Origin of the sequence: Rhodopirellula islandica (assembly GCF_001027925.1) — a bacterium.
Lineage (GTDB): Bacteria > Planctomycetota > Planctomycetia > Pirellulales > Pirellulaceae > Rhodopirellula > Rhodopirellula islandica.
On sequence record NZ_LECT01000044.1, the window covers coordinates 239,208 to 263,361 of the forward strand.

Sequence of the window (24,154 nt, forward strand, 5' to 3'; positions counted from 1 at the left end):
GAATGGACTTTTTTAGGGTAGTGGACGAGGCGACGAGTCCTGAACTGGCGTCAAAACCAAGGACTCCTCGCCTCGTCCACGACGGTCAACCCTGACTTTTAACTTTGACAAACCAGGAGTCATCTTTTGTTGTTTGGATCATCACCCAAGACGGCGTGTTAAGGGTGGTCGGTCGTCCGTTTTTTATGTTGCTGCAGAAAACAGTGGCATTCGCCAAACTTGGAATGTCAATTGTTGGTTTGACAAATGGTGTCACCGCCAGGAACTCGCAACCCGCGATGGAACTATGACGAATCATCCGGCTTCGTACAGCTATGCAACCGAAGCGATCTCAACTCCGATTGCGCCGGTGAAACTGTCCGATGATGGGCCAGTCATTTGGTGCAAGCTGGAATATCACAACCCGAGTGGCTCCACCAAAGATCGGATCGCTCGTTTCATCTTGGGAAAGGCAATCCGAAGCGGGTTGCTGGGCCGTGGTGATGCGGTGGTCGAAGCATCGAGCGGGTCGACCAGCATTTCGCTTGCGTTGATGTGCGCCCAGTTTGGTTTGCGATTCACTGCGGTCATGCCGCGCGGGGTGAGTTCCGAACGGATCAAGATGATTCGAGCGTTTGGAGCCGAAGTGATCCTGACACCCGCGGAGGAAGGCGTGGGCGGAGCGATGGCATTGGCAGATGAGATCGCCGGTCGAGGAGAGGCGTTCGCAAGCAAGCAGTTTGAGAATCCAGACAACCCGGCGGCACATCGCTATCAAACCGCCGCGGAGATCATCGCTCAAGTTCCTTCTCGTTCGGTGGATGCGGTCGTCAGTGGGGTCGGAACGGGTGGCACCTTGGTCGGGCTGTACCAGGGGTTCTGCGATTTCGGATGCAACACTCGGCCGGTGCTGGCTCGGCCGGTCTGCTCCGATGGCCTGTACGAGTTGGAGTGTTCCAGTTTCAGCAAGAAGATACCGGGAGTGGTGGAAAGTGCTTCGGCAATCTTCCGCGATGCCCATCTGCCCGGACTCAGACAAGTCGATGTGAAAGACAGCGTGGCTTTGGCGTGTTGTCGCCAACTGATCCGACGCGGATTTCCTGTCGGGCCCAGTTCGGGGTTGAACTTCGCCGCGGCCCTGGAAGCCGCACGTGATCTCCCGCCCGATGCAACCATTGTCACGGTCTTTCCCGACCGCATGGAACGCTACTTCTCGACGCCGTTGTTCAGCGACTCAGTAGAAGAGTTCGAATGCGACCCTGCCCAGACATGTTGCTGACCAGGACCGATTACTGAATCGAGTGTCAATCAAAGTGCGACCGTCACGGTTTTGCATTGTGATTTAGCTTGATGGCTGCTGCCCAATAATGACGATCGGCGAAGTGAGGCGTCGAAACGAACGCGTCAGTTGACCGACAATTGGACTTGGGAAACTAACCCGTTCTCGTTTTGGTGCAGATGGTCGATCGGTTCCGATCCCGGCAAGATGCGAGCGGCGCGGATGCGGCTCGGCTGTACACGATCACGGCCAGTGCCCATCGTTACGATGTGGACCCGTGGGCGTACCTGGACGACGTGCTTCGCAAACTTGCCGGTGGTCAGACCGATCTCGAGTCGCCGCTGCCTGACGGATGGGCCAAAGCAAATCCCCAGAACGTCCGAACCTACCGCCAACAAGAATCCCTTGCCCGAGCCGCCAAAAACAAAGCCCGCCGCGCCCGACGAAGAAAACTAAGCCGACGCTAGCCGCACCGAACACATACTCTGATGTACGGTTACAGAGAGGCAGCACATTGCCGCACTATAGTGAGGGCTGTTTGTAGAACTCAATAATATCCGCGACTGAAGAGATAGAAGAAGATGTTTTTTTCCAATCATTATCTTTAGATTCTACCGCTTTGATTTCTGTTCCTATATATCGTTTTCCGACCTCCCAAACGCCATCGACCTGCCTCGCTACACCGACCTGTGAGGTAATCAGCAATGGAAGCAGCTCTTGTGAATTGCTGTAGTCTATCTCCTGTTGCCAGACCTTTCGAGTCGTTGAATCTTTCGAACGCGATGCGTGCCACGCCAGTACTTGATAGTGTTTGGTGTCGATTCTCCACACGTACTTCTCAAAGCTAGACTTTGAATTTGGTTCCGTATAAAATCGGCAAGAAACAGTTGTTGTTTGATTTCCATTGTTGATCAGCTGGACATCCGAATCCGGATGAAGAAGATGGAATTTCGTTTCTGCAAACCAATCAATGTAGTTTAATTGCTGCGGGAAATGCGCTACCGACCAGAACCCGACTGGTGAGATACTGTTTGTGTCGTGCATTGCATCTTTGAACCCAACGTAGCGATTTTCACTGACAGACCCATTCCGGATAATTCGCCTTACATTTCCGTCTACGATCACAGCGTTGTATTTAGGTTCAATCGCCACCGGGGCTGTTTCGTCAAGGCGGTAATTGCTGGCAAGGCGTGACTCCCCGGCTCGCATCGCAAGTTCGCCCTCCAGGTCAATTCGCAATCGATAGGACTCGGACTGCGACAGCGTTGCTTCATCATTGTAGTAGTCCGTGATTACAGTCTGGATCTGGACATCGACTGGATACAATGACTTTGTGTTGAGTATGCAGGCCTCTAGCAAGCCTACTGCCTCCTGCTTGGTCGCCTCATCAGCCGAAGTTGCTTTTATAGTTGTGAACAGAGAAAGGAAAATTGCAGTGAGTTGCAGATGAAACCAGAGTTGTTTCGGTGTGAGTGAGTTCATTGTTTATAAAGGTCCCTTGCTGAAGTTTGTCGGGCCATTCGGCTCAGTATTCCACTGCTACTGTATGCCGCAGCGGCACTTTGGCTGCTGCAGCATGTATTGCTAATCAATCGACAGGAATAGGGATTTTCTTGTCAGATGTTTTGATTAGAAGAAGCAGATGTGTTCTAGCTTTTCTCTCAACTTTTGGTCAAAGTATTTTATTCCCGTGTCGGAGACGTCGCCTCCTGTGCATCGTTTTGCGGCTCCCACACATTCCTGACCATAATTTGAGCAAACTTGGTTTTCTTGACAATAGTCCCCCGAGTCATTGGGGTCGTTGTAATGCTGTGTGTAACCTACGTTTGAGGGGCCTGTGGGCTCGGTAACGGCTCTCTGTTTAGTTATTGACTTGATTCGGGTCTCAAGTGCATGAGTGCAAACAAACACATTGTGCGCGACCTCGAGACATTCTCTTGATTCGCATCCGTCTGGGGTGGGATCGTCGACAATATCATCACAAGTAATGGGTTTTATGTTGTAGCATTCCGCATTCACGTTGACGGGAAAACAGATCGCAACAAATAGTGCCGCAACAGAAAAGCAAAGCTTCCTGGTAATTCTCTAGCTCTCTTGAGGTGGGAAACGTAAAACAACGGGTACGGTATTTGAGGAGTCACCGAGTTGAATCTCTAAATGCGCAGGTAGAACGAAAGAACGTCCAGGTGTGTAGTCAGGGTGTTTCAGAAAAAACGGCTTCTTAAGTTGTGTGTTCACTCTCCATATCCCGTTTGCGAGTCGCTTGACCGTAGCGGGGTGGAGGTGGTTGTTAATTCGAATAGCTGCTGTGATCGTTTTTCCCTTTAAGTCATCCCCAAATGCGCTCACCAGAACCGATGCTTTGTAGTCCTCGCTGTCGGCTGTCTCTTCCGTTATTTCAGTTGGGAAAAAACGAAAGGTCTTCGGGGTAACGGATATCTTGGGTTCACGCTGAACTAGAATTGGCACAGATTTCTTTCCGGGCACATCTCCTTCAGCAAATAGCTTTAGCGATCCTGCCTCTGTCTCACCTTGGTCGATACCTTGAGCTAACTTCACGGTTCCTTTGAGTATTGATGTTGACGGGTCAAACTGCAGCTCAACTTTGGACGAAAGCCCTTCTTGGCTGAAACGGAGATCAGTCGGGCGGTGTTTTTGGTCCCCTACTATGGTGCATTCGAAATTTTGCGTGGTTTGTTCTCCGCGAAAGACAACGATGACCATGTCATCGCCAAACCCGAGGTAGTTTTTGACCTGGTATTTGTAAATTACGTGAGCGGATGGTTTCTCTCTGTGTTTTAGCCAGAAGCCTCCTCCGCTTTCATTCGTGCCGGGGTTCATGTTGGTGCGGATTGAGAAGGTGGCATTGAATGTTTCGCCAGGCAAGAGTGTTGCAAATCTTGGTGAGAGATCTGTGCAACTGCATGTCAGTTCTGCTTTGTCAAAGCTAATTTTCTTTCCAGACTTGTTGGTTGCATTCCAACGAATGCGGTATTCCTTTCCTGTTTCGAGCTTCCCAAGTTCCAGGCGGGCAACCGCTTTTCCAGAATCCGCATCCAATGCGAATGCGGAGTCAATTTTTAGTTCTTCTATCGATTCACCGTTTGCTGGGGCGATTGAACCGAAGGAGGAAAATCCGAAAGACAACGCAGCGATCGACAATAGGCGAGGGAGATCACCCAAGCCCAACGGAATTGGAGTAGCCATTTATTTCCTCGAGTGGTGCTTTCGGGCTTCACTGACTTGCTGTATTCTAACGGGGGGTTACTGGGGGGGGTGCAAGTGGGGAGGTGCGGGTCGCGAATAGTTATTTTGTTCGTACAGTGCACCGCTGGATGGTGCCGCGCACCTAACCTTGACTCGCTTGCGTTGATGTGCGCCCAGTTTGGTTTGCGATTCACTGCGGTCATGCCGCGCGGGGTGAGTTCCGAACGGATCAAGATGATTCGAGCGTTTGGAGCCGAAGTGATCCTGACACCCGCGGAGGAAGGCGTGGGCGGAGCGATGGCATTGGCAGATGAGATCGCCGGTCGAGGAGAGGCGTTCGCAAGCAAGCAGTTTGAGAATCCAGACAACCCGGCGGCACATCGCTATCAAACCGCCGCGGAGATCATCGCTCAAGTTCCTTCTCGTTCGGTGGATGCGGTCGTCAGTGGGGTCGGAACGGGTGGCACCTTGGTCGGGCTGTACCAGGGGTTCTGCGATTTCGGATGCAACACTCGGCCGGTGCTGGCTCGGCCGGTCTGCTCCGATGGCCTGTACGAGTTGGAGTGTTCCAGTTTCAGCAAGAAGATACCGGGAGTGGTGGAAAGTGCTTCGGCAATCTTCCGCGATGCCCATCTGCCCGGACTCAGACAAGTCGATGTGAAAGACAGCGTGGCTTTGGCGTGTTGTCGCCAACTGATCCGGCGTGGATTTCCCGTCGGGCCAAGTTCAGGGTTGAACTTCGCCGCGGCCCTGGAAGCCGCACGCGATCTCCCGCCCGATTCAACGATTGTCACGGTCTTTCCCGACCGCATGGAACGCTACTTCTCGACGCCGTTGTTCAGCGACTCAGTGGAAGAGTTGGAATGCGATCCTGCCCAGACATGTTGCTGACCAGGACCGATTACTGAATCGAGTGACAATCAAAGAGCGACCGTGACGGTTTTGCTTTCCAGGTAAGCCTTCAGGCCTTCGGTTCCTAGCTCACGACCTTGACCACTCATCTTGAATCCGCCAAACGGAGCGGCGGCGTCGAAGACGTCGTAGCAGTTGACCCACACGGTTCCCGCGCGAACGTTGGCGGCGAAGTGGTGGGCTTTCTTGATGTCTTGTGTCCACACGGCAGCCGCTAATCCAAACATCGTGTCGTTGGCTCGTTTCAGAATGTCGTCGCTGTCTTTGAATGACAGCACGCTCATCACAGGACCGAAGATCTCATCGCGAGCGATCGCCATGTCGTCTTGAACGTCGGTGAACACGGTCGGCTCAATGAAGTAACCACGATCACCAGAACGCTTGCCACCACTGACGCAGGACGCGCCTTGCTGGTTGCCTTTGTCGATGTAGCTCATGATCTTGTCGAATTGAGCTTGGTCGATTTGAGGACCCTGTTCGGTGGTGTGTTCAAATGGGTTGCCGACGACGCGTTTGTTTGTCAAATCGGTTAGTTTTTCGACGAAGGCTTCGTGAATCGATTCTTCCACGAACACGCGACTGCCGGCACAGCAACATTGGCCTTGGTTCAGATACAGACCCACGAAGCTGCCTTGCACAGCAGCGTCCAAGTCCGCGTCGCTGAAGATCACATTGGGACTTTTGCCGCCCAGTTCAAACGTCAGTCGTTTCAACGATTGGGCGGAGTTCTTCATGATCAACTGAGCCGTCCGGTGTTCTCCCGTGAAGGCGATTTTGTCGACGCCAGGATGGTCGACCAGGGCTCCACCGGCGGTCGGGCCAAAGCCCGGCACGACATTGATGACGCCATCGGGGAAGCCGACGTCTTTGGCAATCTGGGCCATTCGCAGGCAGGTCAGCGGCGTCTGTTCAGCGGGCTTCATCACGATCGTGCAGCCGGTGGCGAGAGCCGGTCCCCACTTCCAGGCGGTCATCAGCATGGGGAAGTTCCAAGGGATGATCTGCCCAACCACACCGACCGGTTCTTTCCGGGTGTAGCAGAGGTAGTTGCCACGAATGGGAACCGTTTCGCCTTGGATCTTGTCTGCGTAGCCGGCGTAGTAGCGCAACGCATCGATCACCAGGGGCAAATCCGCGTGCCGCGATTCGCGAAGGGGTTTCCCGTTGTCGAGTGTTTCGAGTTGAGCCAGCTCATCGATCTCGTTCTCGATCGCATCGGCTAGCTTCATCATCAGCCGTCCGCGATCGCGAGCGTCCATCGTCCGCCAAGGTCCCGAGTCGAAGGCTCTGCGTGCCGCGGCCACTGCGGCGTCGATGTCTTCCTTGTCACCTTCAGCGACCTGACAGATCTCTTCTTCGGTCGCGGGGTTGATCGTGGCGAACGTTTTTCCGCTGGCCGAATCACGCCACTGGCCGTCGATGAACAACTGGGTGTGGCGAACCTTGGGAGGTGCGAATTCCGGAAGTGTTGTCGACATCAGAGATCCTCGTCAGCTGCGATGGGAATGGAATCAAGCCTTCAGCTTAAGGCTTCGCAGGCGAGGATGCCAACCAATGCGATCGCGAAGATTGAGCGATCAGCCGATGGGCGATAGCCCACGGTTTCTGAAGACGAACCGAACGCGATCGCGTTCCGGCTGATCTGATATCAACAGTCTGAATTTTTCGGTTGTCGGATCTGTCCTCTGTCGCCCCTCCGGGACTGATGAAGTAGCTGGAACTGTTTCCGGTGCCTGACGGCACCGGCAAGGGCTGTGCCGGCCCGTCGGGCCTCAAAGCGTTAAGTCTCTGTTCAGCACTCGGGATCGGGGGTGGTGGTCAGAGGATGGCCGTTGATTTGGTTGATCAACATTCGCAATCGACCAAGGCCACGCCGGTTGAAGTGGAAGATCAAGCGGGGGAAATCCGCCAGTTCGGGCTCGCTGGATTCGACGGGCAGCGGTCCGGTTTGTTCGAACGTGCCGCTCTTCAAAATGTCCGCGAATTCGGTGCGGATCAATTCCAAGGTTTCTTCCGACAACGCTCGCTTCATCCGCAGCACCAACTGATCACCGACGTAACGTTGGGAGTGATACACGTCATAGAACGTCAGTAGCTCTTCGACGGCTTCATCGACCGAGTTGGTGATTTTGTAGAGGGCCACGTCCTCGGGACTGATCATGCCGTTGCACATCAGTTGCTTGTCAATGAATTTACCCAAGTCCTTCCAGTAACTGCCGCCGGGATGATCGAGGAAAATCAACGGCATCATGGTTTGCTTGCCAGTCTGAAGCAGCGTCAGGACTTCGAGGCCTTCATCCAGCGTTCCGAATCCGCCGGGCAAGCAGACGATGCCACTGCACTCTTTCAAGAACATCAACTTGCGAGTGAAGAAGTACTTCAGCGTGACCAACTTGGGATCGTTCTCGATGTATTCGTTGGCGCCTTGTTCGAACGGCAGCATGATGTTCAGGCCCATCGATGCATCGCGTCCGGCGCCTTTGTGACCGGCTTCCATGATGCCGCCGCCGGCACCGGTGATGATCATCCAACCGTGAGCCGCCATCCGCCGGCCCAGGTCGACCGCGGATTGGTAATCCGGACGATCCGGAGCCGTTCTGGCCGATCCGAAGATGGTGACTTTGCGTCGCCGACGATATGGCCGAAAGACTTTGAATGCGTACCGCAGTTCCCGGATCGTTCGGGAAAGGATCTTCACATCACCGCGAGCCGTGTTGTCCTTTTCCAATCGCTCGATCGTGTGCCGCATGACTTGGTACAAGTCCTGCGACTGGTTGTCGGAGATCGGATCATCGATCGGTTGCGGCCGTTGCAATTCATCTTCGCCAATGGCTTCGGCTGGCAAATTTTCGTTTTCGTCGGTCATGAAAAGTTCCGGAGGAGATGACAAGCAAGTTGCGGTAGGCAGACAAGTTACCACGAATCAGGGGTTCACCGGAACGCGATTTGTGGAGGCCCCAGGTGAGGTTTTGATGAATGGTCGGCTTGGTAATTCCAGCTCGTTTTGCTCCATTATCGGCATGACAAAAACACTGCACTTTGACTGTTTATCGGGAATCAGCGGCGACATGACCTTGGGCGCCCTGATCGATTTGGGCGTGTCCGTGGACCAGATCCAGCAGGGGCTGCAATCGCTGAATCTGCCGGATTTGAAGCTGCGGACCGAGGAAGTGAAAAAGTGCGGTTTTCGAGCCGTGCAAATTCACATCGATCACCCGCCGGAAAAGGCTCATCGGCATCTGCACCACATCGATGCGATGATCGACGAGGCCAGCGAGATCAACGAATCCGCCAAGGCTCTCGCGAAAAAAATCTTTCTGTGCGTGGGCGAAGCGGAAGCCAAGGTCCATGGTTGCTCGCTTCGGAAAGTTCACTTCCACGAGGTTGGCGCGATCGATTCCATCGCGGACATCGTCGGCGTGGCGATCGCGATCGATGCGTTGGACATTCAACACGCGACGTCATCGACCATTCCCACCGGGACCGGTGCGATCACGATTGATCATGGCCGCGTTGCTGTGCCTGCGCCTGCCACCGCGGAAATCCTGACGGGTGTGCCGTTGATGGCTTGCGACATCGAATCGGAACTGACCACGCCCACCGGGGCCGCAATCATCAAGACGCTGGCTCGATCGTTTGGTCCGCCTCCGGCGATGACTCCGTTGCGAGTGGGCTACGGATCGGGAACGCGTGATCTGGAAGGCCAGGCCAACGTGTTGCGGGTGACGCTGGGTGAGCTTGCCGAAGCGAGCTCTTCCCAAGGTCAAATCGAAACCGATCGAGTCACCTTGCTGGAAAGCAACATCGACGATGCGACGGCGGAGCAGTTGGCCAATGTCAGCGAGCTGTTGATGAACGCGGAAGCGCTCGATGTTTGGCAGACTCCCATCGTGATGAAAAAGGGACGCTTGGCGACAACCGTCTCGGTGCTGTGCGACGCCGGCCGAATCGGTGCGTTGCAAACGTTGCTCTTCACCCAAACCAGCACGATTGGAATTCGTCGGACGGAGATGAATCGTTCGAAGCTGGCTCGCGAAAGTCAGACCGTGCAAACGCCGGACGGACCCGCGACGGGCAAGACGGTGCGATTGCCTGACGGAACGCTGCGGTTCTCGTTGGAAAACGACGAGGTCAAACGGTTGTCCGCCGCGACCGGAAAATCAGCCGACCAAATTCGTGCGGAAGCCCAGGCAGCGTTTGCCGGATTGATAGCGGAAGGGCGCGAGCCGTCCGGTCCCGCTTGAGACTCAACGTGGCAAGTTCTACCGCCGGGCACCGGACGGCTCGCGCCGTGCCGCTACAAAGAGAGAAGCCAGAATTTTTTCGCGCCCCTGCTAGCGGGTGATCTGGCCTGGGGGAGCATGAACGCAAAAACAACTTCACTCGGCTGCTTGGGTTTGCTGTGCATCGGCCTGTTGGTGGTGGGGCTCCCGATTGGGCTCCGTCAGTACCGGGTCCAGGCTCAGTTGCTGACCATTGCATCGAACGGTGACCCGGTTTCGCTCTCAGAGCTGGGGGATCCGACTCCCGTGTCCGTTTGGCCAATGGCGGACAAAGTGGATGCGCGACGGGAGATACTGCAGGTCATCGAGTCGGCGGAAGAACTCGCCAAGACTCTCCATCCGTATCTGAATTCAGATGCAGCCTACGAATATCAGCAGCCATTGTCGGCGGAACATTTGGTTTTGCTGGAGGATGCTTTTCAACAACATCCACAGGTCTTGCCCGCTCTGCGAGACGCGTCGCATTGCCAGCGGTACGCGTGGCCCTCGCCGCTAGCGCCGTCCGGTGTGATGCCGCCCGATCAATACATGCAAGTCTTGCTGAAAGAAGTCAGCCGATTGCGAATGGTTGGCCGGTTGATGCTCTGTGGTTCTCGGTTTTTGGCGACCAAGGGCAAGGTTGATGAGTCCGCGATGCTGTGCGTTGATTTGATGCGTTTGACAGGTTTGCAAGAGACGGGTCCGACAGTCGTTGTTTATCAAACCAACGTTGCGATCCGGCAGTCCGCGATCGATCAACTCAATGCGATCATGCAGGTCTCGCCGCTGGATCCCGGCACGCACGCTGCCATCGAAAAAGTGTTGACGGAACGCGAATCGAGCGACGCGTTCTTGCACACTCTCAAAACCGAACGGGTTTACGGGATCGCTTCGATTCAATCCATGCCCGCGGTGTTGCGGGTGTTTTCGAACCAGATGCCGGATTACTTGGCCGCGATGCAGAGTCAAATCGACCGAGGCAAAACGCCTCCCTGTGATTGGTCGGCCAATCGTGGTCCACCGACGGAAGTGATGACGCAAGCAGCGATGACGGCGATGGACTCCTGTCGTGCATCGTTCGAACGAGATCGCATTCGATGTCGGTGCTTGCGGATTCTCAACGCGATCCGAGACAAGGGGCTGACGGCGTCGGAAGTGAACCTCGATCGGTTGGGTTTGCCGGCCGAGGCAACGCGGGACCCGTATTCCGGCCAAGCTTTGAAGTTCGAGCCTGTCGAGATCGAGCCCGGGCGGACAGAACCTGGGCGGACTGAACCAGGGCAACTCGTGTCCGGCGAGGGATGGCGAGTTCATTCTGTGGGGCCAAATCCGTTCCAAAACACCGCGAATCAGGCGAATGGACAGGATCTGGGACTTGCCCCGTGAGGCGGTGATGGCGGTTTGAGTCGGATGTTAAACTATCCGGCTTGAACTCATCTTCACTCCTCTCACCAACGATGCTCCACGGATGAACGCACCCGCCGCCACGAAATTGCCTACTCGCGACGAAGTCGCCGCCAGCGATTGCTGGGACCTGTCCAGCCTGTACGAATCCCAGGAGGGTTGGCAGGCTGATTTCGACACGTTGACCTCGAAAACCGACACCTTCGAAAGCTTTCGTGGACGCTTGGGCGAATCGGCCCAAGTCATCCGTGAATTCTTGGATTTCGATGGCGAGTTCGATCGGATGGCAGAACGCTGCGGCACGTACGCGTTTTTGCGAACGACCGAGAATCAATCTGACAGCGATCACCAGGCTCGCAAGTCGCGGTTTCAAAACTTGGCTGTGAAGGCGTCGCAGGCCAGCAGTTTTGTCCGTCCCGAATTGCTGAGCATCGAACCGGAAAAGATGGAATCGTTTTTGAACGATCCGGTTCTGGAACCCTACAAGTTGTTGCTCGAGCGAATCGTTCGGTATCGCCCGCACACGTTGACCGATCGCGAAGAACGTTTGTTGGCGATGCAAGGCGAGATGGCCGGTGCGGCGGGCAATGCGTTTCGGCAACTCAATGACGCTGACCTGCGGTTCGGTGAGCTGGAAAATGAAGACGGACAACGGATGGAGTTGTCGCACGCGACGTTCATCCAGTTTTTGCACAGCACCGATCGCGACGTTCGCAAGAAGGCGTTTGATCAGTACTACCAAGTCTTCTCGGAACACGAGAACACGCTCGCCGCGACGTTGGCCGGCAGCATCCACCGGGATGTGTACTACGCTCGGGCTCGCAACTACGAGAGCAGTTTGGAAGCGTCGTTGTTCCCCGACAACATGCCGGTGTCGGTCTACGACAACTTGATCCAAGCGGTGCGAGATTCGTTGCCAGCCGTCCATGAGTACTTGGACGTGCGTCGTCGCAAGATGAACTTGCCCGACATGCATCACTATGACACCTACGTGCCGATTCTGTCCGGGATCAAAAAGCATCACACGTGGGACCAAGCGGTCGATGTGGTTTTGAAATCACTGCAACCGCTCGGCGACGAATATGTGTCGACGTTGGAAGCGGGCATGCGTGGACGATGGGCCGATCGTTATCCCAACCGAGGCAAACAGAGCGGCGCGTTCAGTTGCGGATCATTCGACGGCGACCCGTTCATCTTGATGAACTTCAAAGAGGAAGTGCTCAACGATGTGTTCACGCTGACGCACGAAGCCGGCCACTCAATGCACAGTTGGTACTCGTCGAAGAACCAACCTTATCAGTACTACGACTACACGATCTTTGTGGCGGAAGTGGCCAGCACGTTCAACGAACAATTGCTGTCGCATCACTTGCTTGAGAATGCTCAAGACGATGCCGAGCGAGCCTATTTGATCAACAATGAACTCGACAGCATCCGCGCCACCGTGGTCCGGCAAACGATGTTCGCGGAGTTCGAAAAGAAGACGCACGAGATGGCGGAAGCCGGTGAGCCATTGACGGTCGCGTCATTCCGCGCGGTGTATCGCGAATTGCTCGACGCTTACTTCGGTCCCGATTTCATCGTCGATGATGCGTTGGAACTGGAATGTTTCCGCATCCCTCACTTCTACCGTGCGTTCTACGTCTACAAGTACGCCACCGGACTCAGTGCCGCCGTGGCTCTCAGTCGTCGCGTGCTCGGTGGCGGCGAATCGGAACTGAATGATTACCTGAACTTCTTGCGTGGTGGTTGCAGCCAAGACCCATTGGATCTGCTTCGTGGTGCTGGTGTCGACATGACCCAGCCCGAAGCGGTGAAGACGACCTTGGATCACTTCGCCAGTCTTTCCAAGCAACTCGACGAACTGCTGTGACCGACGCTCCCCATCGTCTGGAACTGACCGGAATTCGCAAACACTTTGGATCGACCAAGGCGCTTGATGGCGTGGACTTGGTCGTTGGTCCGGGGGAAGTGCACGCGATCATCGGCGAAAACGGTGCTGGCAAGAGCACGTTGATGAAGGTTTTGTCTGGTGCCCATTGCCCGGACGCCGGTCGGATTCAAATCGATGGGGAAGAAGTCGATCTGAGCAACCCGCGAGCCTCCCAGGCCGCGGGCATCGCGATGATTTATCAGGAGCTGAACTTGGCTCCCGATTTGTCGGTCGCGGACAACATCACCCTGGGCGACGAACCGTCTCGTTGGGGCGGACGGGGCGGTGGTTGGCTGGATCGTAGCCGGCAAAATGCCATCGCCAAGGAAGCTTTGAAGCGGTTGCACTGCGAAGACATTGATCCGGCGCAACCCGTTCGCGAATTGTCGATCGCTCAGCAGCAAATGGTCGAGATCGCTCGGGCGGTCGTGGCCGATCGCACGCTGAAACTGTTGATCTTGGACGAACCCACGAGCAGCCTGACCCAGGTCGACACCGAGAACCTGTTCGCGGTGATCGAGCGACTGAAGTCCGAAGGCGTCAGCGTGCTGTACATCAGCCATTTCCTCGAAGAGTGTCAGCGGATCGGGGATCGCTTCACCGTGCTCCGCGATGGCGTGACAGCCGGCTCAGGCAGCTTGATGGAAACCGATTCGGACTGGATGCCGATGGATTCCATCGTGCAGATGATGGTCGGTCGAGAGATCTCCGAGCTCTATCCCGACCTCGATCACGTTCGCGGCGAACCCGTGTTGCAACTCGAAAACGTTCGCGGGTCACGATTGCCAACCGATGTTTCGTTGACGCTGCATCGCGGCGAGATCTTGGGGCTGGCCGGGTTGATCGGCGCGGGACGGACCGAAACCGTTCGTGCTCTGTTTGGGCTGGATCGATTGGCGTCTGGCAAAGTCGTCGTGATGGGCCGCGAAAATGCGCGACGGGATCCGCAGAAGAGTTGGATCCGAGACGCGATGGGTTTGGTGTCCGAGGATCGCAAGAACGAAGGGTTGTTCTTGGAACGCAGTCTGACCGAGAACTTGACGCTGACTCGTACGGAGCCTTACCGACGAGGCCCGTTCCTTCGCCGATCGGAAATGAAGAAGGCGACCGAGCACTGGATGAAAGAATTGGCGGTTCGGGCGAGTGACCCCGATCAGGCGATCGGCGAGTTGTCAGGCGGGAACCAACAGAAAATCGCCTTGGCTCGTTTGCTGCATCACGATTGTGAGATCCTGTTGCTCGATGAGCCCACTCGGGGCATCGACATCGGCAGCAAACGCACGATCTATCAAACGATTGGTGAGTTGGCGGCGCAAGGCAAAGCGATCTTGTTGATCAGCAGTTACTTGCCCGAGTTGCTCGGCGTCTGCGATTCAATCGGCGTGATTCACCAAGGACGCCTGACCGGCATCCGCCCAGCAAGCGAGTGGACCGAACACAGTCTGCTGACCGAAGCGCTCGGCGCTGCGGCCACAACCGAGTGAGTCATGGGACGCCTCCGCCCCAACGGGACGACTCTATCTGATTAACGCCGCCCCTTTGGGGCTACCGACATTCGCGCCGTTCTGAAAACCCAGGGCGTTGCCCTGGGCTAGATTAGGCTCGGCCCGTTGGGCCTGGGGAATGTGCAGCGAAGCTGCATTGTGTCTCCGTCCGCCCCAACGGGGCACCGCTATTTCAGCCCAGGGCAACGCCCTGGGAAACCGGCGGCAAAACCACGCCATAGTCCCAACGGGGCGGCCCTATCCATCGCTGTCTGACGAGCGCCGCCTCGTTTCGTTGGGGCGACCGCATCTGTTCTGTTCGGCCCCAGAAACCCAGGGCGTTGCCCTGGGCTAAAATGGGCTCGGCCCATTGGGCCTGTGGCGAATCGGGCCTGGAGCGAATCCGTTACGGTGCATTGAATCGTGAATTCGCTGCTCGAAAACTCACGTAACACACTGTCAGTCGTTTTGCGGTGTGTCGAAGATGCGGTCGCCGGCGTCGCCGAGGCCGGGGACGATGAAGGCTTGTTCGTTCAAGCTGGGATCGACCGCAGCGACGAACAGTTTGACGTGGGGGAAATCGTTTGCGACGCGGTCGAGTCCGGGTTGCGACGCGATGATGCTGAGCACGCGAATGTCTTCGACGCCCCACCGCATCAAACGGCGAACGACCATGTCGATCGAGCCGCCGGTGGCCAGCATCGGATCGAGCACCAAGGCAACGTTCGGTGCACCCTTCTTCGGCAGTTTGTCGTAGTAGCCAACCGGTTCGGCAGTTTGCTCGTTGCGATACAAACCGAGGTGCCACACCGAGGCGTCGGGAATCAAATCCAACAACGGATCGACCATCCCCAGTCCAGCTCGAAGCACAGGCACGATCCCGATGTCGGTCGCCAGTTCGTGACACGGTGCGTCGGCAACCGGAGTTGGAATGGTGACGGGTTGTGTCGGCAAGTCATCCGTCGCGCGAACTCCGATCAACATTGCCAACCGCGAAACCGCCGCGCGGAACTCAGACGGTCGCGTCCGTTTGTCTCGCAATTGACAAAGGTGATGCGAAACCAAAGGGTGCTGCAAAACGTGAACGTGCGACATGGCTTGGGCTGGTCCCGACGGGTGAGCGTTGAAAGAGTGGTTGCCAAACCGTTTACGTTTCTGATCGATGTCATCGATGTCAAGGACGTGTTGGTCTTTGAGGTCGAAATCAATGCGACGCTTGCGGTGAGGGGCAAGTGCGAGTGGACGGTGTCGGGCACTGACTATGGAGTCATGTTTTCCAATGCGACGGGAGGCGGGAGCCTCCGGGGCAGTGCGTTCCAAGGCAGGAGCCTTGGAACGAGTGACCTAGTAGAGAGCCTCTGGGGCAGTGCGTTCCAAGGCGGGAGCCTTGGAACGAGTGACTTAGGTCGGGCCGATGCCATCGGCTGTGTTCCAGAAGCCGCCGCGGGCGTGATCGAAGGTTGGTTTTTGGCCGCGGATCTTTTCGCGAAAACCGCCGTCGATGGACCACACGATGGAACCGTTCACGATCGTCGTGACCGGCCATCCGCGAAGAGTCTCGCCGTTCCAGGGGCTCCAGCGGTTCTTCGTGTGTTGGTCTTCGTCGCGAATCGTGCGCTCGGAATTCATGCGGACCAACACCAAGTCAGCGTCGTAGCCGTTGGCAATGCGGCCCTTGCCGGTGATGTCCCAGACCCGTGCGGGGGCATCGCTCATCCAGTGAGCAATCTGTGGCATCGTGACCTTGCCAGCGTTGCATTGATTCAGCATCAACGCCAGCGAGTTCTCGACCGCTGGCAAACCCGATGGTGACTGCGGGTAGGGTTGGGCTTTTTCTTCCAGCGTGTGAGGCGCGTGGTCGGTCGCGATGACTTGGATGACATCGTCTTGCAGTGCTTGCCAAAGCTTGGCGTTGTCCGCCGCGGTTTTGATCGAGGGGTTCATTTGAATCCGTGAACCCAAGCGGTCGTAATCATCCACGTTGAAGAACAAGTGGTGTGGGCAGACTTCCGCGGTCAGGTATGGCGATGGATCCGCGAGCGACACGAGTTCCGCGCCGGTGGACACATGCAAGACATGAAAACGATGTTGATGCCGACGGGCCAACTCGGTGGCTCGTGCGGTTGAGATCACCGCAGCGGCTTCATCGCGGATGCGGGAGTGATCGTGAATGTCGGTGGTCCCGGCCAGTCGTTCCGCGTTGGCTCGCACGGTCGTTTCGTCTTCGCAGTGGGCGCAGATCGGCAGAGTCGTCTCGGCGAAGATGCGTTCCAAGGCGGCTTGTTCGTCGACCAACAGGTTTCCGGTGCTGCTACCGATGAAGATCTTGATGCCGGGAACGTTTTGAGCGGCATTCAACTCGGCCACGTTGTCCGGTGTCGCGCCGATGTAGAAGCCGTAGTTGACCAGCGACTTTTCGGCTGCCAGTGCTTCTTTGGCTTGGACACCTTCGACGGTGACCGCAGGTGGTTTCGTGTTGGGCATTTCCAAGAACGTGGTCACGCCACCGGCGGCACACGCATGAGACGCCGTCGCCAAGTCTTCTTTGTGCGTCAGACCTGGTTCGCGAAAGTGGACTTGATCGTCGATCACGCCCGGCATCAGGAACAGATCATCCGCTTCGATCAGATGATCGCAGGAAGCGGTGGAAGAAGCATCCACGTCGAGAATTTTGCCGTCTTCGATCAAGACGTGGCGAAGGTCGACGGTGCCGGAAGAACTGTGGATGCCATCGCCAGGCAAAACCGCCTGCGCGTTTCGAATCAGAGTGCGAGCCATCAAGGAGACCAAGCTGAAAAGACCAAACCGGACGAGTGTCAATGTTTGGTTGTCAGTCTAGCACCGATGCGTGGGCTCATCGTGACCCAACGCGTCATGAATCACGGTTCGCCGCCATTTCAGCGACGCATGCGATTTAGCCACCGATTCGAATGCGAAGCAGTCGGGAGCGAATCTCTGGTGTTGGTTTTCGCTTCGCTCAGCAACCTCTCCCGAAACGAAGTTTGGGGAGAGCGACGCCGTTCAGGCGTACGCGAGGGTGAGGGCCGTGCAAGGGAAGCGGCGCGTGTTGCCCTCCCCCGAAAATCTCGCTGAACGCTCGCTTTCCGACCCCTCCCGCTGGGCGGTCGGGGTTCTCAAGACGCTGCTGGCACAGCATTTAAAAACTGCACGACCTCTTCGCGGCCGGGCCTCAGGCTACTCGACTCGACCAGCGGCCCAGAGCATGCCGCGGACCAGGTTGGCCAGGAACACATTGTCTTGGAACGTTTCGGTGGAGTGCCCGTAGGTGGTTCCGTAGACGCGAGCGTCGCCGTATTGGTTGGTCCAAATGACGGGATGGGACTTGCCATCGCGTTCGCTCTTGGAGGTTGCCAAAACGGTCGTGTTGGGCCAAACCTTTTCGATGATGTACAGCTCGTCCATGGCGGACACGTGAGCGGCGGGGTACTCACGCATGACCGGGTGGTCTTTCGCAACCACTTCGACTGGGTAATGGCTTTGGTGATCATGGCGGCGGCTGGTCACGCCCAGGAACTCACGCCAATCGTCGATTTCCGCGTCACGGTAGGTGTGCATGGCGCAGTGAATGACCACGGCTGGCACACCGGCGTGGTGGGCTTTCGTGATTTGGCGGATGTAGTCGGGGTTGGTCGTGGCAGCGAAGCATTCATTGTGAATGACGACGTCGAATGGTTTGGCCCAGTTTTCATCGCCGTAGAAGTCGATTTCGGCTTGGGTGCCTTTGCCGCCATCGTTGACGACGGTCCATTTGGCTTCGACACCGGCCTTGGTGGCCGCCAACTGGATCGCTTTGGCTTGGAAGTCGTAATCGTGGCAGCAACCGCTGGTGATGATCAGGACATTCAGCGAATCGTTGTCCGCTTTGGCATCGGGGGCTTCGTCGGCCGAGGCAAACCCGGAAACGAGGACGGCGGATGCCAACAAAAAAGTCGCGGCGAAACGCCGCGACAGGGTGGAGTGAGACGTCATAGCTCAGTTGTTCTCTTGAAGTTCGACGGTGTCCATGACCTTGGTGTTTCGCTCGATCGCGATCACGGTGGTGCGTTGGCGTAAACCATCGCGTGTTTCAGCGGTCACGGGAAGCACCTGGCGTTTGTCGGGGAATTCCATGCGGACGGTGAAAGCACCATCGTTTTGAAGTTTGACAGGATGCCCGCCCACCATCACCGATGCCGTGGGGTCGGCTTTCCCGAACACGATCAGTTCGGCTTCGACGTCCAGTCGCAGCTTGGTTTGACGCAGCAACGAGGGGTCACCGGTGGTCGATCCAGAATCGTTGCGATGAGGCATTTTTCGTTGCAGACGATCTTCGAAGACTTCTCGCAGATCGTTGCTGCGAGATTCGTAGCCGCCGCTGAGAGCGTAGATTCGCTCGTAGTCTTCGGCGATGTCTTGCCAGTGCTCATCGAGGCGTTGGCAATCGCCGGGGACCGGGGTTTCGACCACGTTGCTGCGGCACAGGCAGTGGAATTCGCCGTTGCTGGCCAAGTACCCGATGGCGACGCGGAATCGCGACGGTGGGTCTTGGACGTCGACGTACCAATTGCTGACGCCGCCGTGCACCGTGATGTCGCGAGCGACTGTTTCAGCGCTGTTGCTAGTCACGTCGCCAACGGCCAATAAACGCAGGGTTGGAACGGCGGTGTGCCATTTTTCGGCCATCGCTGACTGGGCGCGTTGGACGCTGGTTTGGGTGATTTCCCAACTGGCCTGCAGCCAAAAAGCGTCGCGAACGACCAGCACGATGCGATCTTTGTGAGGAGCTGCTGCACGATGACGTTGGGCACCATCGGTGACAGCCGAACCGGCAACCAGGGTTCCGGTGGAGAGGTCCTTGTGCTTCTGAACCAATTCGCGGCGGCGACGCATTTCGGCCCGGATGCGTTCGGTTTTCGCCGAGATTTTGGGTTCGGTCAGGTCAGTCATGGGTGCGTCGGGACGCGATCGCACGGTCGTTTTGGGTTTGCTGGTGGTCGCTTTGCGAGCCGGTGATTTCGCAGAGGTCTTGCTCGCCGCGGTGGACCGAGGTTTCTTGGCAGTGGCTGAAACTCTCGTTTCGCTGGTTTTGGACGTGCTTTTCGCTTTGGCGGAACCAGCGCCAGCTCCCGCCCGGCTCTTTTTGGCGTCGCTGGAGGCTTTCCGGCGGAGACGCTGTTGGGCCTTTTTGATCTCGCTGATCAAATCGTCCTTCCGCATCGAGTGCAAGCCTGTGATCCCGTAATTCTTGGCGATTTCAGCCAATTCACGACGGGTTTGGGACGGTAGATCAACAGTACTAATCAAGGCGGGCTCCTCGAGATGAACGCCTGGCCGATCTTCCCAACTCAAGGGCAACGAGGCGTGAATGGTTGATTTGAGGCAACAGATGGATGCCGTAGTGCATCCACCCGTACCGCTGTGGAAGGAGGCAAAATCGGTTAGTGAACGCACCTTAACGGGGGAATCCGCTGCCCAACTATTATGGCAAGGGGATGCTCATTGTTCTAGTGTCCGATTGTTGAAAAGCCGGATTGAGAAGCGAAAAGCCTGATCCTCGGATGACAAAAACCCTCTGATCGTCCAATCTTTGCAATCGTTTGAGCGATCGACCGCTTGCATGGCGTGTGCGATCAACTTCGCGACATTATAACCTGCCGAACGCGACAATCGAGCGAATGGCTCATGAGAGGGGTGTGTATGAATGATCCAAAGCAGCGAAAAGAGGACCCATCGAACACGCAGCCGATGCTGCGGTTGGCCTCGGCCGGGTTTGAGCTTGCCTCGTTCCCGCTCATTTTGGGGGCGATCGGGTATTACTGGCTGGATCCGTGGATGGGGTACGAGACCCCGTTCATTGCAATCGCCGGGGTTCTGGTCGGGTTCTGCTTGGGGTTTTACCGGCTGATTCTGATGGTGAATCAGCTCCCGTCGTGAAACCTGCGTTCGGAACGCGTTCCGGACACTCCTTCTCTCTCTTGGAAGTCGGGCGACGCCGTTCAGGCGTGCGTCAGGGACGGAAACTGGCATGGGAAACGCGTCCTGCCTTCCCCCGAAAATCTTGCTGAACGCTCGTTTTTCGACCCCTCCCGTTGCCAACGGTCGGGGTTCGCAAGATGTTACGAGCAAAGTATTTAAAAGCCGCACGACCTCTTCGCAGGCAATGACCTTTGAAGCGACGAACTCAGTACGGAGTCATTCTGATCACGGTGATGGCGATCACGCTGGCGTGGTTGTTGATGTACGTGCTGATTGCGTTGGGAAAATGGGCGGAGAGCCAATTTTTTGGTGATTTGACCTGGGGCATTGTGTCGCTGGTCAGTCCCTGGGCGGTGTGGCGGAAGCTGGCAATCGCCAGTTGGGCGATTTCGCTGGCATCGGTCTTTCCGCGGTTGATGTCGGTTCAAATCAGTGCCGATCGGTGGTTGGCGGCGCAAGGCTTTTTGGCTGGGATGCTGATTCGGATCGTAGGGACCGTTGCTTTGTTTTTGGCCAGTAGTTATTACTTGGACGCTCCCGAGACTTGGTCCGCCGCCTGGGTGCTGTTTTGGCACGTCAGTTTGCTGTCGGTCGAAGTCGTTGTGATCGCACGGTTCGCTTGCCGTGACGTTGCCTGAAATCATCCCGACCCAATCCAACTGTCATGTTGCCATTTTTAGCCGCAGCTGGTCACGACCCGACCGATCACGCGATTCCGCACGCGTTGCATGATTCGCCGTTGCTCAAGATCCCATTTGGTGGCGACGGCACCGACGTGCCCGCCTTGGGTGTTCGGGATGGCTTCTACGAATTTTTCATCACCAATCACTTGATGATGTCCGCCATGGTGGGCTTGCTGCTGATCATCACGGGCGTGTTGTGCTCGCGAAAAATCAGCATCTTCCATGGCGAAGGTTTGGGCCGCTATCAAACACGCGGTCGGCTGTCGCAATTGTTTGAGACGATCTGCGCGTTCATTCGCGACGAGGTCGCTTACCCGAACTTGCACGGGCTGACCGACAAATACATTCACTACATTTGGACGGTGTTCTTCTTCATCCTGTTTGCCAACATTTTGGGTGTGATCCCGTTTGGCTACATGTTGCAGTTGATCACAGGAAACCAGGCATTTTCGCATTGGGGCGGCAGTGCCACCGGGAACTTGTCGTTGACCAGCGTGTTGGCGTTGACGTCCTTGTTCGCGATCATTTTCATTGGGATTCGCGAAACCAGTGCCAAAGACTTTTTCAACCACTTCAACCCGATTGGCTGGGATGGCGGCATCATGATGTTGCCCATCGCTTTGATGCTGTACGTGCTCGAGTGGCTCAGTTTGCTGGTCAAGTGCTTCGTGCTTGCCATGCGGTTGTTCGGCACGATGATGGCGGGTCACTTGGTGCTCGCCGCTTTCGTCGGTCTGATCTTCGCGGCGGGTGCTGCGAGTGACGGGATGGCTTATGCGGTCAGCGTGCCGGTGGTTTTGGTCGCGACATCGCTGACGTTGTTGGAGTTGTTTGTTTGCTGCTTGCAGGCTTTCATCTTCACGTTCCTGACCGTGCTGTTCATCGCTGCGATGGCCACTCACGAGCATGATGAGGAATTGGACCATGACCCAAACGCGATGACCGACGCCAACCAGATGGACCCTGACAAGATTTTTGATCCCAGCCGTATCAGTCCTGCTGTGGGTGCAAGTCATCCAGCGGGTGTTTGATCGGTTTGGTGGACTGAAAAGCGATGTGGCATTTTGTCGCTCGCTTTCGAGGCTTGGAGCAGAGGAAATAGCCCCAGGTCGGCAAACTGTTTGATTCACGCCGTCAGGCGATTGGGAGCGGAAGCTTTTTCCACTCCTTTCTGACGAAACTGCAGCAGGGTGGCATGACGGTTCGACTTGGTTGGACTATTCTTCGGCACTCAAAAAACACCTTTCCCCTTTCACTCGCTCAAAATTTTTACGGAGCAATCTGAAGATGTTAGAACTGGCAATGATGTTGGCCCAAGAAATCGCTTCCTACGACTTCGGCCGCATGGGTCTGGGGATCGGAATCGGATTGATCATTATCGGTGCCGCTTTGGGCATTGGTCGCATTGGTGGCAGTGCTGTCGACGCAATGTCGCGTCAGCCTGAAGCTGGTGGACGAATTCAAACAGCGATGATCATCGCGGCGGCACTGATCGAAGGTGCAACCGTCATCGCGTTGGTGTTCATTCTGTTGTGCCGCGGCTAGGTCGAAATTGATGAAACGCTTGCTTGCAATTAGCTCGCTCACTTTGCTGGCCTCGTTGGCGCTGTTGGTGGTTTCACCTGCAGGATCCTTGGCAGCACAAGATGAAGTGACCGTGGTGGACGCTCATGCGGACGCGGCGAACAACGAAGGTGGCGATCATGACCATGATCACGAAAGTGATGACCATGGGCACGATGAAGCCGCCGGAGACGAACATGGTCACGGCGACGAAGACCATGCGACGACTCCGTTGTTGTCGTTTGACGTCGGGTCGGCCATTTGGAACCTGATCATCTTCCTGTGTGTCTTGGCGATTCTGTCCAAATTCGTTTGGCCAGCCGTCTTGGGCGGTTTGCAGGCTCGCGAAGAAAAGATTCGCGAAGATTTGGAATCGGCTGAAAAGGCCAGTGCCGAAGCGAAGCAGATGCTGAGCGATTACCAGCTGAAATTGGATGAGGCCACCGGCCAAGTTCAAAGCATGTTGGCAGATGCTCGTCGCGACGCCGAAGCCAACGGACAGAAAATTGTCGATGCTGCCAAAGTGGAAGCGGCTGCTCAACGCGAGCGTGCTTTGTCGGACATCGAGAACGCGAAGAAAGTTGCGATGGCTGAAATGGCCGGACAAACGTCCAAGTTGGCCATGCAAGTTGCTCGCAGCGTTGTCGGTCGCGAATTGTCGGCTGATGACCATGCGGATTTGATTCGTCAATCGATGGAACGGCTGCCCAGCCAAAACTAACGCCGTTGACGTGGTCAAACTTCCTTCCCTGAAATTCCTACGACGCTCAACCGACGAGACCCCCAACGTGTCCGAAACCGCCTCGCATTCCACCGTCCTTGACGTCGGCGCCGAACAACTCGGCAAGACCTACGCACGGGCGTTGCTCGCTGCGACTCAAGCGGATGGATCCACCGATGCGGTCGTCAGCGACTTGAATGCGATTTGTGATGAAGCCTTGTTGCACAGCCCCAAGCTGCAACTGGCGTTTGAATCGCCTCAAATCGACGCTGCTGAAAAGTGCCGGGTGGTGGACCGTTTGTTTGGTGGAAACAGTCATCCCCTCTTGATCAAGTTGATGAAGGTGATGGCCAAACGTGGTCGGCTCGGTTACTTGGTCGCGGTTCGAGATGCGGCGGTCGATTTGTTCGACGAAGCGGCTGGTCGACTGGTCGCAGAAGTACGCACGGCGGTTCCATTGACGGAACAGCTTCGTGGGGAAGTCACCCAACAGCTTTCAACCCGATTTGGCAAAACCGTTCGCCTCCGAGAGTCCGTCGACACGGGCTTGGTTGGTGGCATGGTGATCCGAGTCGGTGACACGGTCTTCGATTCGTCGGTGGCCAGCCGATTGGACAAACTTGGCAAGTCCGCCGCAGCTGGTTTCGCCCGGCAGTTGCTGGAACATTCGGATCGATTCAGTTCAACATCGTGATCATCACGTTTGTTGAACGCCCTCCTCAAACCATTTACGCACAAACCACCATCGGAA

General features: G+C 56.3%; 21 protein-coding genes. 13 read left to right on the top strand and 8 right to left on the bottom strand.

Annotated elements, in window-relative coordinates:
• Positions 1-286 precede the first annotated feature (286 nt).
• The gene (locus tag RISK_RS22165) at positions 287-1,258 is read left to right on the top strand and encodes a cysteine synthase family protein (protein ID WP_047816473.1); all 972 of its coding nucleotides are present in this window, start codon (positions 287-289) and stop codon (positions 1,256-1,258) included.
• 179 nt (positions 1,259-1,437) lie between these two features.
• The gene (locus RISK_RS22170) at positions 1,438-1,725 is read left to right on the top strand and encodes a hypothetical protein (RefSeq protein ID WP_047816474.1); all 288 of its coding nucleotides are present in this window, start codon (positions 1,438-1,440) and stop codon (positions 1,723-1,725) included.
• A gap of 55 nt (positions 1,726-1,780) precedes the next feature.
• Here RISK_RS22170 and RISK_RS22175 read toward each other — a convergent pair whose 3' ends face one another.
• Both RISK_RS22175 and RISK_RS22180 read right to left on the bottom strand, forming a co-directional pair.
• Positions 1,781-2,740 carry a hypothetical protein gene (locus RISK_RS22175; protein ID WP_047816475.1) on the bottom strand — a complete coding sequence of 320 codons (960 nt, stop codon included), beginning with the start codon at positions 2,738-2,740 and terminating at the stop codon, positions 1,781-1,783.
• 603 nt (positions 2,741-3,343) lie between these two features.
• Positions 3,344-4,465, bottom strand: a complete 1,122-nt coding sequence (locus tag RISK_RS22180; RefSeq protein ID WP_083435117.1) for a DUF1573 domain-containing protein — start codon at positions 4,463-4,465, stop codon at positions 3,344-3,346.
• A gap of 165 nt (positions 4,466-4,630) precedes the next feature.
• Between RISK_RS22180 and RISK_RS22185 the strand changes: the two genes are divergently transcribed.
• Entirely contained in the window at positions 4,631-5,356 is a 726-nt protein-coding gene (locus RISK_RS22185) for a pyridoxal-phosphate dependent enzyme (protein ID WP_261340230.1), read from the top strand.
• A gap of 29 nt (positions 5,357-5,385) precedes the next feature.
• Here the strand turns inward: RISK_RS22185 and RISK_RS22190 are convergent, their stop codons facing one another.
• A complete protein-coding gene (locus RISK_RS22190) occupies positions 5,386-6,855 on the bottom strand; it encodes an aldehyde dehydrogenase family protein (RefSeq protein WP_047816477.1) in 1,470 nt (489 codons plus the stop codon).
• A 314-nt stretch (positions 6,856-7,169) separates the two neighbouring features.
• Positions 7,170-8,243, bottom strand: coding sequence for an LOG family protein (locus RISK_RS22195; protein WP_047816478.1), 1,074 nt, complete (start codon positions 8,241-8,243; stop codon positions 7,170-7,172).
• 154 nt (positions 8,244-8,397) lie between these two features.
• On the opposite strand from RISK_RS22195, the gene larC reads away from it, so the two are divergent.
• The 4 genes from larC (at position 8,398) to RISK_RS22215 (ending at position 14,460) form a co-directional block, all read left to right on the top strand.
• Positions 8,398-9,621 (top strand): nickel pincer cofactor biosynthesis protein LarC, encoded by a 1,224-nt coding sequence (gene larC / locus RISK_RS22200; RefSeq protein ID WP_047816479.1) that lies wholly within the window; start codon positions 8,398-8,400, stop codon positions 9,619-9,621.
• 117 nt (positions 9,622-9,738) lie between these two features.
• Entirely contained in the window at positions 9,739-11,025 is a 1,287-nt protein-coding gene (locus RISK_RS22205) for a hypothetical protein (RefSeq protein ID WP_047816480.1), read from the top strand.
• Positions 11,026-11,107: 82 nt separating this feature from the next.
• Positions 11,108-12,916 carry an oligoendopeptidase F gene (gene pepF / locus RISK_RS22210; RefSeq protein WP_047816481.1) on the top strand — a complete coding sequence of 603 codons (1,809 nt, stop codon included), beginning with the start codon at positions 11,108-11,110 and terminating at the stop codon, positions 12,914-12,916.
• Complete coding sequence (locus RISK_RS22215; protein WP_047816482.1) at positions 12,913-14,460, top strand: sugar ABC transporter ATP-binding protein; 1,548 nt, start codon at positions 12,913-12,915, stop codon at positions 14,458-14,460. Before pepF ends, RISK_RS22215 begins: the two co-directional genes overlap by 4 nt.
• Positions 14,461-14,919: 459 nt before the next feature.
• Here the strand turns inward: RISK_RS22215 and upp are convergent, their stop codons facing one another.
• From upp to RISK_RS22235, 4 genes are all read right to left on the bottom strand, one after another.
• Entirely contained in the window at positions 14,920-15,555 is a 636-nt protein-coding gene (gene upp, locus RISK_RS22220) for a uracil phosphoribosyltransferase (protein ID WP_047816715.1), read from the bottom strand.
• A gap of 306 nt (positions 15,556-15,861) precedes the next feature.
• The gene (locus tag RISK_RS22225) at positions 15,862-17,238 is read right to left on the bottom strand and encodes a dihydroorotase (protein ID WP_047816483.1); all 1,377 of its coding nucleotides are present in this window, start codon (positions 17,236-17,238) and stop codon (positions 15,862-15,864) included.
• A gap of 417 nt (positions 17,239-17,655) precedes the next feature.
• Complete coding sequence (locus tag RISK_RS22230; protein WP_047816484.1) at positions 17,656-18,450, bottom strand: ThuA domain-containing protein; 795 nt, start codon at positions 18,448-18,450, stop codon at positions 17,656-17,658.
• A gap of 3 nt (positions 18,451-18,453) precedes the next feature.
• The gene (locus RISK_RS22235) at positions 18,454-19,764 is read right to left on the bottom strand and encodes a DUF4912 domain-containing protein (RefSeq protein ID WP_047816716.1); all 1,311 of its coding nucleotides are present in this window, start codon (positions 19,762-19,764) and stop codon (positions 18,454-18,456) included.
• Between the two features lie 393 nt (positions 19,765-20,157).
• On the opposite strand from RISK_RS22235, the gene RISK_RS22240 reads away from it, so the two are divergent.
• The 6 genes from RISK_RS22240 to atpH all read left to right on the top strand — a co-directional run bounded on the left by RISK_RS22240 (position 20,158) and on the right by atpH (position 24,097).
• Positions 20,158-20,394, top strand: coding sequence for an AtpZ/AtpI family protein (locus RISK_RS22240; RefSeq protein WP_047816485.1), 237 nt, complete (start codon positions 20,158-20,160; stop codon positions 20,392-20,394).
• Between the two features lie 233 nt (positions 20,395-20,627).
• Positions 20,628-21,074, top strand: coding sequence for a hypothetical protein (locus RISK_RS32340; protein WP_047816486.1), 447 nt, complete (start codon positions 20,628-20,630; stop codon positions 21,072-21,074).
• A 26-nt stretch (positions 21,075-21,100) separates the two neighbouring features.
• On the top strand, positions 21,101-22,150 hold the full coding sequence (atpB, locus tag RISK_RS22250) for a F0F1 ATP synthase subunit A (protein WP_047816487.1): 1,050 nt from the start codon (positions 21,101-21,103) through the stop codon (positions 22,148-22,150).
• A 256-nt stretch (positions 22,151-22,406) separates the two neighbouring features.
• Positions 22,407-22,664 (top strand): ATP synthase F0 subunit C, encoded by a 258-nt coding sequence (gene atpE, locus RISK_RS22255; protein ID WP_007327179.1) that lies wholly within the window; start codon positions 22,407-22,409, stop codon positions 22,662-22,664.
• 10 nt (positions 22,665-22,674) lie between these two features.
• On the top strand, positions 22,675-23,403 hold the full coding sequence (gene atpF / locus RISK_RS22260) for a F0F1 ATP synthase subunit B (RefSeq protein WP_047816488.1): 729 nt from the start codon (positions 22,675-22,677) through the stop codon (positions 23,401-23,403).
• A 10-nt stretch (positions 23,404-23,413) separates the two neighbouring features.
• Complete coding sequence (gene atpH, locus RISK_RS22265; protein ID WP_047816489.1) at positions 23,414-24,097, top strand: ATP synthase F1 subunit delta; 684 nt, start codon at positions 23,414-23,416, stop codon at positions 24,095-24,097.
• Positions 24,098-24,154: the final 57 nt, after the last annotated feature.

Coding starts and splice junctions, on each gene's coding strand:
- RISK_RS22205 (WP_047816480.1), top strand. CDS start 9,739: ATGAACGCAAAAACAACTTCACTCGGCTGCTTGGGTTTGCTGTGCATC.
- atpB (WP_047816487.1), top strand. CDS start 21,101: ATGTTGCCATTTTTAGCCGCAGCTGGTCACGACCCGACCGATCACGCG.
- larC (WP_047816479.1), top strand. CDS start 8,398: ATGACAAAAACACTGCACTTTGACTGTTTATCGGGAATCAGCGGCGAC.
- RISK_RS22225 (WP_047816483.1), bottom strand. CDS start 17,238: ATGGCTCGCACTCTGATTCGAAACGCGCAGGCGGTTTTGCCTGGCGAT.
- RISK_RS22185 (WP_261340230.1), top strand. CDS start 4,631: ATGTGCGCCCAGTTTGGTTTGCGATTCACTGCGGTCATGCCGCGCGGG.
- RISK_RS22180 (WP_083435117.1), bottom strand. CDS start 4,465: ATGGCTACTCCAATTCCGTTGGGCTTGGGTGATCTCCCTCGCCTATTG.
- RISK_RS22170 (WP_047816474.1), top strand. CDS start 1,438: ATGGTCGATCGGTTCCGATCCCGGCAAGATGCGAGCGGCGCGGATGCG.
- RISK_RS22165 (WP_047816473.1), top strand. CDS start 287: ATGACGAATCATCCGGCTTCGTACAGCTATGCAACCGAAGCGATCTCA.
- atpE (WP_007327179.1), top strand. CDS start 22,407: ATGTTAGAACTGGCAATGATGTTGGCCCAAGAAATCGCTTCCTACGAC.
- pepF (WP_047816481.1), top strand. CDS start 11,108: ATGAACGCACCCGCCGCCACGAAATTGCCTACTCGCGACGAAGTCGCC.
- RISK_RS22240 (WP_047816485.1), top strand. CDS start 20,158: ATGAATGATCCAAAGCAGCGAAAAGAGGACCCATCGAACACGCAGCCG.
- atpF (WP_047816488.1), top strand. CDS start 22,675: ATGAAACGCTTGCTTGCAATTAGCTCGCTCACTTTGCTGGCCTCGTTG.
- RISK_RS22230 (WP_047816484.1), bottom strand. CDS start 18,450: ATGACGTCTCACTCCACCCTGTCGCGGCGTTTCGCCGCGACTTTTTTG.
- RISK_RS22190 (WP_047816477.1), bottom strand. CDS start 6,855: ATGTCGACAACACTTCCGGAATTCGCACCTCCCAAGGTTCGCCACACC.
- RISK_RS22175 (WP_047816475.1), bottom strand. CDS start 2,740: ATGAACTCACTCACACCGAAACAACTCTGGTTTCATCTGCAACTCACT.
- upp (WP_047816715.1), bottom strand. CDS start 15,555: ATGTCGCACGTTCACGTTTTGCAGCACCCTTTGGTTTCGCATCACCTT.
- RISK_RS22195 (WP_047816478.1), bottom strand. CDS start 8,243: ATGACCGACGAAAACGAAAATTTGCCAGCCGAAGCCATTGGCGAAGAT.